Below are 16567 nucleotides of genomic sequence, written 5' to 3' on the forward strand. Positions count from 1 at the left end.
TACTACCGATTGGTCACTCAGTTCATTGATAAATCTTTTTTGGATTATCATCAACGAGTGCCCACACAGATTGATAGGTTTAGTTTGTTAAAGAGCGTTCTTCTTTAGTGTCATTTGCTCTCTAAAGAAGAGTCGGCCATTCTAGCGATATAAAATAAAGAGTCAAACACTTTTTACTAATTATTTTAATTTTCTTACTTGGCCTGTCGTCATGGATGTTTGAACTTTAAGCCCTTGCCCTGTCGACGAGGAGGCATTATAGAGATCGTTATCACGTTGGCAAGCAGAAATTTGAAAAAAATAGAAAAATAAGGCTTAAACGCCCAAGATTCACTCAAGCCTTTGTTTATTCAAGTTTACCCATAGTATTTAAAGAAAATATTAACAGAGTTATCCACAAAATGAATTTTAAGATATAAAGGAAAGGCCACTGTCATGGCCTTTTATTAAAGAGAAATGCTCACTAGATACCAGAACCGTCTTGCTCTTCGTCATTATGAAGGCCGCACTCTCGCTTTAAACCGAAGAAACGCGTTTGCTCTTCACTCATACCCGGCTGCCATTTCTGAGTTGTATGTGTATCTCCAACAGATAAGTATCCTTGTTCACGTAATGGATGATATCTTAAACCATGCCTTTCCAAGTAGTAGTGAACATCTTTGTTTGTCCAATCAATAATAGGAAGGAACTTAAACACACCGTTTTGGACAGATAATATGGGTAAATGCGCTCGTGAACTAGATTGCTCTCGGCGCAAGCCAGAAAACCAAACTTTGCTATTTAACTCTTTCAGTGCTCGGCGCATAGGTTCAACTTTATTAAGACGGTTATAGGTTTCAATACCATCAACTCCCTGCTCCCACAATTTACCATAGCGAGATTCTTGCCACGCGCTACTTAGCTCTGAGCAATAGACTTTGAGATTGAGATTCAATGTCTCGGTTAATTCATCAATAAATAGATAAGTCTCAGGGAATAGATAACCTGTATCTGTCAATATGACTGGAATACTGGGTTGCACTTGAGTAATAAGATGTAGCATCACTGCGGCTTGCACACCGAAGCTTGATGAAACGACATGCTCCCCTTCAAGGTTTTCTGCCGCCCATATTACTCGTTCTTGAGCCGTTTTCTTTTCTAACTCAGCATTGATTTGCGCAAGCCTCAAGGTTTGCTCGGTTTTTGTCGCCTTGAGAAGATCCGCTAGATTCGGTTTTTCAATCACAATATCATGCATAAAAGTCCCTCTTTGACACCACCACTTCATCAATAATGCCGGTGCGAATAGTAAAATCGCCGAAGCACTCTCTCTCAAGGCGATCCTTTGACCAGCGTTCAACAAGATGATCTATCTCTTGTAAAATCTGTTTGTCGCTAATGTTCTCTTTATACATCTTAGGTACACGAGTACCGCCACGATTGCCACCCAAATGCAGGTTGTAGCGACCTGGAGCTTTACCCACTAGGCCTATTTCTGCCAACATGGCTCGACCACACCCGTTTGGACAACCCGTCACACGTAATATGATGTTGTCTTGCTCTGGCAAATTATGCTTGCGCAGTATTTCTTCCACATCAGTGACAAATTGAGGCAAAAAGCGTTCAGCTTCGGCCATTGCTAATGGACAGGTTGGAAATGCCACACAGGCCATCGAATTCTTTCGTTGCTCACTGACAGTTTCATCCATCAAACCGTGCTCAATAGCAATACGTTCAATTTGCGCTTTTTCTTCGCTCGGCACACCAGCCACAATAAGATTTTGGTTAGCTGTCATACGAAAATCACCTTGGTGGATCCTAGCTATCTTCGCGACACCTGATTTCAGCGGTTTATCGGGATAATCAAGTAAACGTCCATTTTCGATAAAGAGAGTCAAATGATGTTTGCCATCAATACCCTCAACCCAGCCAATTCGATCTCCACGTTCGGTAAACTCATAAGGGCGACTCTTTTCAAATACCACGCCAGCCCGCTTTTCTACTTCCGCCTTAAATACATCACTGCCTACACGATCTAATGTGTACTTAGTTTTGGCGTTTTTACGATTTGAGCGATTTCCCCAATCGCGCTGAGTGGTGACAACAGCAGCCGCCACATCAAGTGTTTTATCTAGTGGTATGTAGCCAAAGTCATCCGCACGTCTTGGATAGGTAGATGTGTCTCCATGCGTCATCGCCAAACCACCGCCGACGAGGACGTTAAATCCCACCAGCTTGCCTTGCTCAGCAATGGCAACAAAATTGAGATCATTGGCATGAACATCAACGTCGTTTTGCGGCGGTATGACTACCGTTGTCTTAAATTTTCGGGGTAAATAATGGTTACCTAAAATTGGCTCATCATCTTGTGTGGTCTCTACCTTTTCTCCATCAAGCCAAATTTCAGCATAGGCTTTGGTTTTAGGTAGCAGATGTTCACTGATCTTTTTCGCCCATTGATAGGCTTGTTGGTGAAGTTCAGACTCAACCGGATTGGTGGTGCAAAGTACATTACGATTGACATCACCCGCCGTCGCTATCGAGTCTATACCAATACTATTGAGGGTCTGGTGCATTAGTTTAATATTCGGCTTCAATACACCATGAAATTGAAAAGTCTGACGCGTGGTCAATCGAATGCTGCCATACAAGGAATGCTCACTAGCAAACTTGTCAATCGCTAGCCACTGCTCTGGTGAAATAATACCGCCAGGCATGCGCGCTCTGAGCATCACATTATGTAAGGGTTCGAGTTTTTGTTTCACCCTTTCATTACGTATATCACGATCGTCTTGCTGATACATTCCATGAAAGCGAATCAGTTGGAAGTTATCAGCAGTAAATCCACCAGTGATAGGATCTTGCAGATCTTGCTCGATCGTGCCGCGCAAAAAGTTGCTCTCTCTTTTTAGACGTTCATTATCTGCCAATGGGCCAAGCTCTTCGCCCAATACGGACTGAGTATGAGTAGTCGTTGAAGTGCTCATTAATATACATCCCTTTGATAACGTTTTTCTTTACGCAATTGATTGATAAACTCTTCGGCATCATCACGCGATTGCTTGCCATGTTGCTCGACCACATGGATCAGAGCTTGGTGAACATCTTTTGCCATTCGCGTCGCATCTCCGCAGACATAGATATAAGCGCCCTGCTCAAGCCAGCGCCACACTTCATCACCTTTTTCCAAAATTCGATGTTGAACGTAGACCTTTTCCCCTTGATCGCGACTAAAGGCCACATCGAGGCGATTGAGCTTGCCGGATTTTAAGTATTTCTGCCATTCGGCTTGATAGAGGAAGTCTTGAGTAAAGGTGCGATCACCAAAAAACAACCAGTTCTTGCCAGATGCTCCACGAGCATCACGCTCTTGAATAAAACTACGAAACGGCGCAATTCCTGTACCTGGGCCAATCATAATGATCGGTGTATTGTCATCGGCTGGAAGTTTGAAGCTGTTGTTGTGCTCAACAAACACCTTGACCTGCGAGCCTTCATCAAGGCGGCGGCTAAGAAAACTTGAGGCGCCGCCAAAGCGCTGCTCATCGCCTTGCTGATACTCAAGAAGACCAACCGTCAGGTGGACTTCTTGTTCAACCTCACTTTGGCTGGATGCAATCGAGTACAAACGCGGTGTAAGTCGGCGCAGTAAACTGGCTAACTCTGACGCAGACATTTGGGTTTTCTTCTCACTAAGAACATCGAGAATCTGAGTTTGATTAGCGTATTCGCGTAGCTTGTCTTTATCTTCTATTAGCTTGAGCAATTTTTGGCTTGCCGAAGCTTGAGCAAATTTGGTGACAAACTGGGGGTTAGCAGCTGTAATTTCGAAATGGCTGACTAGCGCGCTATGAATAGAGAGGCTTTCTCCGTCAAGTTCTATGCTTTCAACGCCAGAAAGTCCCACCTTGGTCAAGATGGCACTCGCAAGTTCCGAACTGTTTTCATACCAGACACCAAGTGCATCACCTGGCTGATAACTTAGACCTGACCCTTCCAAATCAATCTCAATATGGCGCACATCTTTACCAGAATCGCGACCTGTAATTTTTTGATTGGTCAGCAAGGTGGCTGCGAAGGGGTGAATCTTATTATAAGGCGATGGCGATTGCGATGCAGTTTGACCCAATGGCAGTTGCACCACATCAGCTTCACTATTGGTCGTTGCTAAGTCTTGTTTTACTTTATCAAGCGCTTGTTTACGCCAGCTCGCTGCGTCCGCTTCATAGTCGACATCACAATCAAGGCGTTCTATAAATGCTGTAGCGCCTAGCTTAGAAAGGTAGGCGTCAAAATCTTTTCCTGTCTGACAGAAAAACTCGTAGCTCGAGTCACCCAAAGCTATCACTCCATATTGTAAGTTCGGTAACTTGGGCGCTTTCTTAGATTGAAGAAATTCATGCAGTTCAATGGCGTTATCTGGCGCCTCACCTTCACCATTGGTCGAAGCAACAATAATGACATGGGTTTCTTTTGCCAGCTGTTTCCCCTTGTAATCACTGGCATCGAAAAGATCGACAGCAATACCTTGAGCCCTTGCTTCTTGCTCTAGAGTTTCTGCTACTCCCTTAGCATTGCCGGTTTGAGAGGCAAAAATAATACTTAGTTTACCCGCAGGTTTTGCAGCCAATACCATTTGCGCATTTGGCGCCCCTTGAGTTAAAGCTGGCGATTGAGCTTGAGATAATCCCCAAAAATATCCACTGACCCAGGCCAATTGCTGCGGTGACAGCTCTGAGGTCGTTTGCTGAAGGCTATTCAACTGCTGATCATTTAAGGGGGAAGCGATTGATGGCAGTGCTGCTGGTATCTGTCCCGAAGGTGATACCTTGTTATTTGAAGACATGGTCTCGACATCCCTATTCATTGCATGATGTTAGATTAACCACTCAGCCTAATAACAAGAAAGAATAGAAATGAATGTTTTATAACTTTTTGGATTAAACAACGGCTATTATTTCATCAGAGCCGGTCAGTCTACCTCGACACGGACCTGAGAAAAACCGACTGCCATCGCAGATTTGGACGCCATATCCAAGTCAGGATAGTGACATTCTTCGCCATGAACATCGGTGAGCAAAACAAATCCACCGCGAGTATGACGAAATTCAACTATCCAAGTACCTTCCTCTGAAGAAGGCTCAATAATCGCCTCAACAAGCTGGTTTTCTCGGTAAAGACTTCTGAGCTCATTTATCGTCATAACAATCCTTTACACTTATAATGACAATTATCATTATTAAGCATGGTCTACTGAGCAGAAAACTGCTAAAAAAACTGTCTTGGTATAACTTATAAGCATAAAAAACGCCGCGATATTACGCAGCGTTTTATATATATTGGGCAATACTAGAAACTGTATTCAGCCCCAACAAAGAAACCATCAGCCATAATAAAAGGTTTACCCAATATGGTGCTCGTGGTGGTTGCTTTAAATTCGTCAGACTCAAGGTCAATCGCACGATATCCGCCACGGAAGGTAATGGTCGACTCTTTCAGCGGCATGCGATACTGCACACCGGCAGTAAGATCCGTACTTTTAATACCACTGCTATCGCCAAAGGTCATTTCACCAATGATATCAAAGTTAGTGTCTGGTACCGTGATTTCTGCATAGCCATAAAACGCCCAAATAAACCCATCAAAGTCTTTAATTTGGCCGTTATCGGCATTTTTATACTTGGTATTGCTGAGATCGCTCAAAGTCACACCAGCATCAAAATGCAATAAATCATGATCCATCAGCGAGTAATACAGGGTCAAATCCAGCTTATCAAAGGCCATGTAATCATTTTCAACACCAGTGGTCTTTAACCTAGCGTTTGGAACATATTTGAGATCGTGTTCGATGGATAAATAAACCGATGGCGTGACTTCTTTATCACGATCAATTTCATTCACTTCCGTTTCTATCCACCAGGCATCAGCCCCCACTTTTACGACAACCGAATCAGAATCCTCTGCCATCGCTGCAGAACTTGCCATTGACATTGCAACTGCAGTCATCGCTGCCAGTGCGGAATTGTTCATCGCTTGAACTCCTGAGCCTATCTACCATGAAACCTTGCAAGCGATAGTAACACAATCTACAGCAGGGGAATTGTCAATTTCCTGCTCGAATTAACGATGGTTGTACACGTAATTTTTGAAAAACCAAATACCGACTGCAATTACAATAAGATAAGGAATAAGCTTAAAGGCTGCGCCAATCATTCCAAATAACGCCATCACCAATAAAGCGAAACCGGTCGCGGCAAAGACCGTCATCATAGTCAAGCCAGTGACGAGCAAGGTCGCGATAAAAACCAGTATAAAGATGAGTTCTAGCATAGTTTCTCCTTTGTTAACTCTTATATAGCAGAAACCACGCCAAGTTTTAAATAACGATAAGCATTTGATTTTTATACAATAAAAAAGCCCACCTTATAGGATGAGCTAATTATACATAATAACAACTGGCGAAATTTACCAAGTAATGAACAAAACTTGGTAATATTTACACATTAAGCTCTTGAGGAATCTTGCTCAGCGCGGCTTCAACCACTTCTACCCCTGAACCTGGCTTGTGTGCATTTTCACTAATGTAACGGCGCCACTGACGTGCGCCTGGCATATTTTGAAATAGACCTAACATATGACGAGTGATGTGACCAAGGTAAGCACCATTTGTAAGCTGTTGCTCAATGTAAGGGTACATCTCTTCTACCACTTGGGTACGCTTTTTGACTGGCTTATCCAAACCAAATATATCTTGGTCAACCTTAGCGAGTAGATATGGGTTTTGATAGGCTTCACGCCCAACCATAACACCATCTAAATGCACTAGGTGCTCTTTACTCTCTTCGAGGCTCTTTACACCACCATTAATGGCAATGTTGAGATGAGCGAAATCTTGCTTAAGTTGATAAGCACGCGGATAGTCGAGCGGCGGGATCTCTCGGTTTTGTTTCGGGCTCAGTCCAGATAGCCAAGCTTTGCGCGCATGAATGGTGAACTGCTCACAGCCACCTTTTTTAGACACAGTGGAGACAAAATATGTCAAAAACTCATACGAGTCCTGCTCATCAATACCAATACGTGTTTTCACTGTGACGGGAATATCCACCACCTCACGCATTGCTGCGATACAATCTGCCACCAGCTGAGGCTCTGCCATTAAGCATGCGCCAAAGCGGCCATTTTGCACTCTATCTGACGGGCAACCAACATTAAGGTTCACCTCATCATAGCCTCTTTGCTGCGCGAGCTTGGCGCATGTCGCCAAATCCTTCGGGTTTGAACCACCAAGTTGCAGCGCCACCGGATGCTCTTCTTGGTTATAAGCCAAAAAGTCACCTTTACCGTGAATGATCGCCCCAGTCGTCACCATCTCGGTATAGAGCAAAGACTCACTGGTCAGTAAACGATGGAAGTAGCGACAATGGCGATCCGTCCAATCCAACATGGGTGCAATGCTAAAACGGTTAGCCTCAAATTTGCTAGGGTTCTTTGATTTATCTAGGTTCATAAAGGATTTGCTCAAACTTTGTTTTGCTGCGCTTTACGTTAAATTGCGTAATTTTGCCATTCATGGTACACCTATAGTACACCTTTAACTTACCAAGTTGGTACGCCTTTTGAGGGCTTTCAATGGCATCTTTTAGCATTCAAACTCGAACACTCGGCAGTGGCGAGAAGCGCTATAAAGCGACAATGACTGTCAAAAAGAATGGGCGAATTGTACACCGTTTTGCCAAAAACACTTAAAAAAAAGCAATTACTATAGCTTGGGCTAAAAAGCGAGTTTCACAAATAGAGGCTAAAGAGCTTTAAATTCAAATACCTATCGACATTACTGAGTTACTTCATCAGTATATTGACGAACAAAGACAAACAATAAGCTTTTTGAATGAACTACTCTGTTGAGGGGGGAGATCAAGTTACCGAGTATAGAAACGAGAACATTCTTGAGCTGGTATATACATAGTTATTTCGACACAAATTAAACATGAGGAATCGCCAAAAAAGTGATACTTTATGTTGACAGAAACGCGCTGAAAATGAATCGTATCTCAACGCCTTCCAGAAATAATTTACCGTTTAATCCAGTAAAGCTCAATAGAATTTTTTGTAAAATGGTTGTAATTCAATATATCTCCACATGAATGAGATTTTACACTATATTCTTTATGAAAACCTTGTTTACAAAGGTTCCTATCAGCTAAAAATCGATCTGTAGCTATCGAATTTTCATATGGAATTTTAAATATTGACTTGATAAAGCTTTTTAATTTTGAAGTAATACCACTATTTAGATAAAACTGACATAAAAACACACCTTTACTTTTACAAACAGTAGATATTATTTCCGCTTTTTTACGACTAATTTTAAGTGGCGTATTATGAAAAAACTTAATGGAAAATACCAAATCAGCAACATTTTTATATTCATTTGCAAACTCTACAAGTGAATCGTCATCTCTAAAATCAACTTGTACTAATTCGTAGTCAATACCGATGCCTAGTTTATCAGCCAAATCATTGGTTCTAATCTCTGACTCCTCCAACAATTCAGATGAAACATCAACATAGATTATTTTAACTCTTACCTCTTCACCAAAATTATCAATTATAGATTTTGCTATAATTCTGGAATTAGAACCATTACCACAACCTAAATCAAGAATAGTGGCGCTATTTAAGTTATTATCAATAATATGGTTTAAAAATTTAGATAATACGCTAGATTTAAGTAGAAAGTTAAACAATGTTCTTTCTTTTTCGTCTCTGTATGTGACTATTTTATTCCCTATATACACATCGGATACTACATTAAATTTTTTTCCTTGACCTAGTATTTTATCACTAGTTTCTTTACTAAAGTATTTGATATCCATTCAACCTAACCTAAAGCCCAAACACACCTTTCTAAGTGCAATTACAACACTATTAAGTAACCGCCTTCATTCAGGTAGTCACTACCTCCCCAACCATCACGAGTTGCTAAGCTCACGACAAAATATAAACATTCTTCTTTATTATCTGAGAGAATCACATGACTCTATATATATATCAAGAATCATAGCATAACTGTACTAAAACTTGGTTATTTTTAAAGCAAATTGGCAAAGAGTAAATTTAAAGATATAACTGAAATCACGTTAAGGATACATATAAGCGTATTGATTTAGGCTCATAATGGTACAAAATGTCTAGGAACGCTCTAATGTTAAGTTTCATTACAATATAAAAGTGTCAGCACAGGGTTTCAACGAGTGTATAGCATTGAAGACATACTCAATAAACCCATGCTAACACCTTCACTAGGGACGTCGAACTTTTTGTGATCTAATCATCAATCCAATCCAAACTTACGCACACCTGATAATAAAAAATCATAATGCATTTGTTCAGAATCTCATCGTTTTATAGCTATGAATTTCTAGTTTTGCTTGAACTGACGTACAATTTAAGTGAGATTTTCTGATATTATTGAATCAAATGAGAGCATTGAAACGGTTAAGAAGTACTGCTAGTCGATTCCGAACTTCGATTCTGAGAAAATTTCATCCCCTCTCTCCCAAATGACACCACCAAAGCCACTGCAAGTTATAAGCTAGACGCCGAAGTCCTAGCCGAAGATGTAGCCAATCTAAAAACCTGCTCTAAAAATGCCCAAAAACTATTACAACTACAAACTTGGATATTAGCCAGCATGTAAGAAAAAGAGCAAATTAATAACCAGATAAAACTTTTAATATTGAAATTATTCAAATTAACAATACAATCAAACTCCTTTTTAAACGCTTTTATGAAAATGAAAAAAATCATATCAATAATGACTCTTGTGTTACTTTCTGGCTGTGCATCAAAATATCAACCTTCACCTCCAGTAGAGAAGAGTGTGTGGGTAAAAGACCCGTACGCAGTCGTGGCAACACCTGAAGAGTTGAAAGCCGCGAAAGATAAATGTGACTTTGATAATCGCTTGTCAGCCGCAGTAGACTCTTTTAACTATAAAACCGCAGTAGGCTCTGATAAATACAACATTCAAAAAATGAATGAAGACTTTAAGAGGTATAAAAAGGTAAGAATCGAGGTTTTAGGCTGCATGCTCGATCTTGGTTACTACCAAAAAAAGGTTAAGGTTTCTAACACCGAAAAAAACTAAACATAGTTAAGTTGCTTATACTCATTCGGGGTAATAACCTCTTGCCCCGTAAATTCATTCAACTCTTACATCATATCAATCAGTGGCAAAAGCTCATTCTTGTGAAACATCCAATCAACCTTACTAAGATCGAGTGACGTAATACTATCAGGCGAACACTCATGATCTCGATAGGGACACGATGAAGGGCCAATACATCCCTCATGGTCTGATTCTTCACATCCTTAAACGCATCTTTCGCTTCAACCTGACGTATCGCTTTAATTCCTGTGCTTTGGTATCTTTACCTTTCGCATTAAAAAAACAGGTTTTTGAATGCCGAGCCTTCTTGTGTCTGAAACTGTTTCTTGATTTCTTCTACCTGCTTAATACTTTGCCCATGTTTATGGTCAATACAGTTTGAGGGTTAAGTTTGATATAGAGAAACACTAAGCACTAATTCTTGGTGAGATATGAATAACCCACCTAACCTCTCTCAAATACTAGGGGGGTTTTACTTTATGCGCCTAGATTACTGAAGGCTTTCGATTTGATCGGCGAGTTTGATTTGCTCCGAGGCGCCGTGAACGATTGGGCGCAGCACATTATCACGCAGAGTTTGCTTGCCTATCTTGCGCATCGACTCCTCAAAAACATGGCGGTTGTCTTTACCGACCCAGTTTTTGACTTCACTGGTCATTTGTGGGGTAAAGATGGCGCGGCATACCTCATCAAGATGAGCGCTGTTATCACTTGGGTTGGCTAAGTCTGCTAAAAACTTATCGCGATTAAATACGTAAACCGAGGTATTTTTATGGCCCCAGTTACCCATAATCGTCAACGCTGAAGACATATACTCTCGACCAACCATTGGCTTAATCAGCTGCTTGGCCAAACGATATAAATTTACCGCAGGAGCAACAGGGTTAGGGATCTGCCAAGGTTTTTTCGACTTATTGGCTTCAATCACACTGATGTAATCGCTTGAGTCGAGCTTCTTTTCTCTATTGCCAAGGTAACCATTTCGGCTGGTCAATCGTTTGACAATACGGCGCTCAAAGTCGTTGGCAAAGCCCTGCTCTTCAGCAAACTTAAACAAAGAATCAATCTGATCAAATCGCTCGTTTTTATTTTGCGGCTCGAGATCAACGTTTTGCTGCTTGGCAATATGCTGCGCTACAAAGGCAGAAAAACCCGTGTAGTTATCTTGCTTATTAAGCGCTTTTTGTGCTTTGCCTATCACATCTCGCGTGGAACTATCGGCCTGAATCTTATCAAAGGCTTCGCGATACAGCTTTCTGTAATGCCCAGAGTGCTCTTGACCATATTTAAGTAGCGGCTTGCCTGCTGCTTGTAAAATCTCACTGGCGCTTTTGTCTGGATTCTTAACCGCTGTTTGGAAGATGTTTAACCACACTTTTGGCATCGCTTGATCTTGGCTCAGTTCATAGAGCATTTTTATCCTGCGTTGAATGACTTCAAATGGCGTTTTTCCAGTTTCTGACCAGCGACTGATTTCCTTCTCTTTGTCTGACATCTCATCCGACACTTCAAATATTTTGTTGGAGAACTGAGCCGCAATTTGACTTAATCCAACACCACCAATTGTTGCGCCAACACCAGCATAAAGCACAGGAGCAATGCCTGTTCCAAGTGGCCCACCGAGTATCATGCCAAGCTGTCCAGCCGTAAGCACCGTATTACCGATGGTTTCAGCAATCACAACATTGCGCTGATGGCGGTTAAATTGGCTAAGAATACCTTTAACTTCGGTGAGATCTTTATCTGAACGGTCTAACACTTTTGAGTCGCGGATCTGTTGTAGCCACTCATTCAACGAGCGTGCTTCTTGAATGCCAAGACCCATTTTGGTTAGACCAGCGACCACCATTTGTGCTTGTCCAACCACATTGAACGCATCACCTACTTGAGACAGTACACTCGTCAAGCTTTGTACGGATGTTCCTGCCAAGGCTTCTGCTGTTGCTCTGGCTTCAAAGGAAATCATGCCCCAATACATGCCACTTAAACCAGATTCAGTAAATGCTGCTGCCACATAGGCATCGGCAAACTTGGCTACCTTGTCATCTTGGTTGGCTTGGAATTTTGCAATTTGCTGGAGAAGGTCATGGCACTTGGCAGAGGTTGGATCAAATACCTCACTTTGGTTATCGGCCGTTAACAGTTTTTGTACATGCTCAGGAAGAACACTGACATCAAGATCGGCTTTGGTACTCATCATCTGATTATGGCCAGAGACTTCTTCTTTAAGCTGCTTGAGCTTGGCGATATTATCTGTGAGTGTTTTAAGCTCACCGTCAGCTTGCTTGCCTGATTTTAAGATAGGTTTGACCGACTCCAGAACATTGGCCTTAAATTTGAGTTGTTCAAGCAGCGCACTTTGAAGATCTTGAATTTGCGCATCATCGGTTGCATTAATCAATTGCTCTTTTAGTGCCAATTCATCACTGAGCGCTTTCATGACTACGCCACCAATATCTTCTCTTAGCGATTTTTGCTCAGCTTTTAGCTCAGAAAAGGCTTCACGTGTCTCGTCAGATTCCTCTTTGGCGCCTTTCCAACCTGTAAATACCACACCAGCAAATGCAGGGTAGAGTAAGGTACTTTGCGCAGCCAAAACCAAAGAGCGCGGAAGACCTGAGTTCTCCAAACTTACCGCAAGATCATCACCGCCATCAATGACAAGCACTGGCCCCGACTGGTTTGGCGTAAAAGAAGTGACATTATTGACATCACGGCCTCTTATCATCCTTTCCATTGCCACCATGTGTTTAGCTCTGTGTTTTAAAAAACCACCTTGCAAAGCTTGCTTCATTTTTTCTAGAGATGGGAAACGAAAACTCTGCTCTAATGCGCCGCCACTCACCTTCCATGGGTGCTTTTTATTAGATGAAGGAGCAATATCTACTTCCCATTTTTCCTCTATATCTGCTGCCAAGACTTTATCACTAGAATAATTATCCTGTAAGTAACTTTTCAGTGATTTCAGAGAATCAAATGTCCTTGGTTTGCTATATAGCTCACTCGATAGCTCCCAAGAAGAAAACCCGCGCCGCGATATTTGCACACCAAACTCTTCACCTAAGGATGCTAACTCATCATTTAGGGAAGCTTGACTATCTAAACGTATGATATGGCCATTATCTCTGGACTTACCTCGATTAAAAGGGCCACTGTGAAGACGCTCTTGGCTGGTATTTTTCACCTTGGTAATAGAAATAATATTACTGGCAGATTTTTTAGGTGCTGATGTTTCGAGTGGTGTTTCTTGGGAGGGTTTTACAGCTGATAACATTGTTTAACCTTTATATTGAGTGTTTTTATTTTCTAAGCACTAAGCTTACTCTTCCCCAATGAATGGGGATGTACAATATAAATGATAATGAATCTCATTACCATTTGGGCTTAGCTATCAAATGCAATAGGCCGCATAGCATATGCGTGATTAATCCCCTGACTATTTATAAGTTTAAACTTCCTATCTCTGGCATATTTCTAATCTAGGTAGAGCTGTTAGTAGGGGACAATTAATTTGGATGACATAAGCTAGCTTAGTTTGAGTGAAATGATAAATTTTAGGTAAAAAAAAGCTGGCACGGAGAAGCCAGCTAAAGTCTCATTAACAACCCATTACATACTAATTACCTTGAGGCTCTTTGAGCATAGACAAAACTTCTTAATGCATAACAATGTGTCGCTTATTTTTGCCTTTATATCAGACTTTTGTGTATTACTTCCCGCCATAGAGTAAATGCCAAAAGACAAGTAACAAGTTTATGTGACTGATATCGAAAGTGAGGTTTAAGGAGAAAATTCAGACATAAAACGCACAAATAAAAAAGCTGGTGGCCATCAAGACCACCAGCAAAGTTGTACATAGTTAAAAAGACAAACATGAATGCATATAGTGCATATATCCCGATTAAGGATGGGAAGAAAATACGACAAAACAAATAAGCATTCAAGTTCATATTCATTGAATTTACCCATTCTGTATATCCTTTGTTCATTCCTTTATCTTTCGCACAAAGAAAGTCAATATAAATGATTGATTTGTAATGTTTATTCTTTGCTTTTTTCATAGATTTTCATCAGAAAGCCAACTTCTATTCAAATCCAGAATAAGCACACTTTTTAAAATGTTTTTTCAATCCAACTAAGATGAGTATTGAACAATAAGAAGCCATATACCCAAAGTCGTGGGAAGAAGTAGCTAGGTGAGATTCCATCGCCTGTCGAGTTAATTAAGCAGACTTGCAAGCCTTGGCATAAAGTGGTCCCTCTTGTTTTAACCACAGTAAGCAGAGGGATAAAATGTACCATGGTAGGTAAAAAAAATGCTGACCCAAAAGTGTGAGTTGGAGTCAGCATAGTTCCATGAAGCAAATAAGAGTGTTCAAAAATTACCCATAGGAGCCACTATCCTAAATGACACAATACAAAACTCAATGCATATCTTGTTCTAATTCTATCTATCGATAGGATTTGCTTCTTACCGCATCCTTTCAGGTAAACTTCGGAAATCTTACCAAAAAAAGTGTGATTAAAATCATGAGGAGAGGATTGGCGGCCGAGAATGTATTGGTGAATAAAAGTAGCCCGACCAAAGTTTTTTTAGTTCATAACATGACATGTAACTCAATTGAATCCACAAAGTTAGGACTCCCTTCCGCTTCTAGCGGTATCGTTTTACTTGCGAATAAGGTAACGTATAGTGTTAACAGCAGTCATAAGAATCAAAAACTTGATCAATTCACTGACTGCTCTATCAGAAATACTGTTTGATAAACGATATTCATCTAGAAATGGTATATTATTACTATGTCCAATGGTGATTGGTGAAAAATTTGGACCACAAGTTAATAGAACAAATTGAAGAAATGTGTGCAGTGCGAGGAGTGAGACTGACTCCTCAGCGAAAAAGGGTTTTCGAGTTAATCTGTGCTAGCCCAAAAGCGTCAAGTGCATATGAGTTACTGGAACAGCTAAAGACGAGTGAACCGCAAGCGAAACCACCCACTGTATATCGCGCACTCGACTTTCTCCTAGAGCAAGGATTCATCCACCGTGTTGAGTCGACCAATAGCTTTATCCAGTGCAATTCATGTAACGCACACAAGCATTACTCACATTTGTTAATATGTGATAAATGCAGCAATGTTATTGAACTTCAAGAGGATAGTTTGATAACTTTACTGACAAATAATGCTAAAAAACATGGATTTAAAATCACAAATCATGTGATAGAGTCCCATGGGATTTGTCAGTCATGTACAACCGGACAGACGGAATAATATTACACCATGATAATGCGCGCCGAATTTATAAACCCGTTTTTAGCCTCCTTGATGAATGTGCTTAAAACGATGGCTTCTCTAGAATTGAAGCCGCAGAAGCCTCGAGTCAAAAAAGACGAGATTGCTCGCGGTGATGTATCCGGCTTAATTGGTATGGTTGGGCAACCAACTCGTGGGTCAATGTCGATCACCTTTGATGAAACGCTTGCACTAGAAATTATGCAAAACATGCTAGGTGAGCGCCCCAATGGCCTGAATGATGAAGTAACTGACATGGTGGGCGAGATCACTAATATGGTAGCAGGAGGCGCTAAACGAATCCTCTCTGAAAGCGGCTTTGATTTCGATATGGCAACGCCGATAGTCGTTTCTGGCAAAGGACACACGATCCGCCATAAATGCGAGGGCGCCATCATCATCATGCCCTTCACCTCAGAATGGGGCAACGCCTTCATCGAAATTTGTTTCGAGTAGCTTACTCTGACAAAAAAGCTTCCACAAAATGGAAGCTTTTTTGTTTTAAGCAATAATATGGCGACTTCTCAGGGTTTGTAAACACTCTTCCACCAAACTATCAATCGACTTTGCTCCTGCCTGTAAATCTAAATCTGGCGCAAGAGGTGGCTGATAATCAGAGTCAATACCAGTGAAGTTGGCAATCTGGCCTGCACGCGCTTTTTTATACAGTCCCTTTGGATCTCGCTGCTCACACACTTGCAAGGAAGTATTAACATACACTTCTATAAACTCCCCTTCAGGGAGCAAGTCTTTAACCAGCTGGCGCTCTTCCCGATAGGGCGAGATAAAAGCCGAGAGAACGATTAAGCCAGCATCAGCCATCAGTTTAGCTAATTCTCCAATACGGCGAATGTTTTCACGTCTATCTTGCTCCGAAAACCCAAGATCACTACACAAACCGTGTCGGACATTATCACCGTCTAAAAGGTAAGTATGATAGCCAAGTTCAGCCAAGGCATTTTCCAGAGCACCAGCAATGGTTGACTTACCTGCCCCAGATAAGCCTGTAAACCAAAGTACAACTGGCTTTTGCCGTTTTATTTGAGATCGAAAAGCTTTATCAATATTGTGCTGATGCCAAGTAATGTGGCTGTCTTGGAGTTGTACCTGAGATGTCATGAGC

Annotated in this window: 13 protein-coding genes and 1 pseudogene; 3 read left to right on the plus strand and 11 right to left on the minus strand. The window is 41.3% G+C overall.

The window, feature by feature from the left end; all coding sequences use genetic code 11:
- Positions 1–463: 463 nt before the first annotated feature.
- The 8 genes from MHN79_RS14000 to MHN79_RS14035 form a co-directional block, all read right to left on the minus strand.
- The gene (locus tag MHN79_RS14000; RefSeq protein WP_239173402.1) at positions 464–1237 is read right to left on the minus strand and encodes a phosphoadenylyl-sulfate reductase; all 774 of its coding nucleotides are present in this window, start codon (positions 1235–1237) and stop codon (positions 464–466) included.
- Positions 1230–2966 (minus strand): assimilatory sulfite reductase (NADPH) hemoprotein subunit, encoded by a 1737-nt coding sequence (cysI, locus tag MHN79_RS14005; protein ID WP_239173403.1) that lies wholly within the window; start codon positions 2964–2966, stop codon positions 1230–1232. Before cysI ends, MHN79_RS14000 begins: the two co-directional genes overlap by 8 nt.
- Positions 2966–4825, minus strand: a complete 1860-nt coding sequence (locus MHN79_RS14010) for an assimilatory sulfite reductase (NADPH) flavoprotein subunit (RefSeq protein ID WP_239173404.1) — start codon at positions 4823–4825, stop codon at positions 2966–2968. The genes cysI and MHN79_RS14010 overlap by 1 nt, the downstream gene beginning before the upstream one ends.
- A gap of 126 nt (positions 4826–4951) precedes the next feature.
- A complete protein-coding gene (locus MHN79_RS14015) occupies positions 4952–5182 on the minus strand; it encodes a hypothetical protein (protein WP_239173405.1) in 231 nt (76 codons plus the stop codon).
- A 146-nt stretch (positions 5183–5328) separates the two neighbouring features.
- Positions 5329–6009, minus strand: coding sequence for a TIGR04219 family outer membrane beta-barrel protein (locus tag MHN79_RS14020; RefSeq protein ID WP_239173406.1), 681 nt, complete (start codon positions 6007–6009; stop codon positions 5329–5331).
- Positions 6010–6099: 90 nt separating this feature from the next.
- Complete coding sequence (pspG, locus tag MHN79_RS14025) at positions 6100–6309, minus strand: envelope stress response protein PspG (RefSeq protein WP_152431356.1); 210 nt, start codon at positions 6307–6309, stop codon at positions 6100–6102.
- Between the two features lie 166 nt (positions 6310–6475).
- Positions 6476–7486: a tRNA dihydrouridine(20/20a) synthase DusA gene (dusA, locus tag MHN79_RS14030; RefSeq protein ID WP_239173407.1), complete on the minus strand. Its 1011-nt coding sequence runs from the start codon at positions 7484–7486 to the stop codon at positions 6476–6478.
- 565 nt (positions 7487–8051) lie between these two features.
- On the minus strand, positions 8052–8855 hold the full coding sequence (locus MHN79_RS14035) for a class I SAM-dependent methyltransferase (protein WP_239173408.1): 804 nt from the start codon (positions 8853–8855) through the stop codon (positions 8052–8054).
- A gap of 920 nt (positions 8856–9775) precedes the next feature.
- On the opposite strand from MHN79_RS14035, the gene MHN79_RS14040 reads away from it, so the two are divergent.
- A complete protein-coding gene (locus MHN79_RS14040) occupies positions 9776–10129 on the plus strand; it encodes a hypothetical protein (protein WP_239173409.1) in 354 nt (117 codons plus the stop codon).
- Here MHN79_RS14040 and MHN79_RS14045 read toward each other — a convergent pair.
- Together MHN79_RS14045 and MHN79_RS14050 are read right to left on the minus strand one after the other, a co-directional pair.
- Positions 10126–10502: pseudogene (locus tag MHN79_RS14045) on the minus strand (phage portal protein); the annotation flags it as partial. The gene MHN79_RS14040 and the pseudogene MHN79_RS14045 sit on opposite strands and share 4 nt — an antisense overlap.
- A 138-nt stretch (positions 10503–10640) precedes the next feature.
- Positions 10641–13424, minus strand: coding sequence for a hypothetical protein (locus MHN79_RS14050; RefSeq protein WP_239173410.1), 2784 nt, complete (start codon positions 13422–13424; stop codon positions 10641–10643).
- A gap of 1540 nt (positions 13425–14964) precedes the next feature.
- Between MHN79_RS14050 and zur the strand changes: the two genes are divergently transcribed.
- Entirely contained in the window at positions 14965–15423 is a 459-nt protein-coding gene (gene zur / locus MHN79_RS14055; RefSeq protein WP_152431361.1) for a zinc uptake transcriptional repressor Zur, read from the plus strand.
- 15 nt (positions 15424–15438) lie between these two features.
- The gene (locus tag MHN79_RS14060) at positions 15439–15900 is read left to right on the plus strand and encodes a chemotaxis protein CheX (RefSeq protein ID WP_114787432.1); all 462 of its coding nucleotides are present in this window, start codon (positions 15439–15441) and stop codon (positions 15898–15900) included.
- 45 nt (positions 15901–15945) lie between these two features.
- Here the strand turns inward: MHN79_RS14060 and cysC are convergent, their stop codons facing one another.
- Positions 15946–16563, minus strand: coding sequence for an adenylyl-sulfate kinase (gene cysC, locus MHN79_RS14065; RefSeq protein WP_239173411.1), 618 nt, complete (start codon positions 16561–16563; stop codon positions 15946–15948).
- Positions 16564–16567 lie beyond the last annotated feature (4 nt).

The sequence above is a fragment of the Vibrio sp. Of14-4 genome, assembly GCF_022347625.1.
Classification (GTDB): Bacteria; Pseudomonadota; Gammaproteobacteria; order Enterobacterales; family Vibrionaceae; genus Vibrio; species Vibrio pristinus.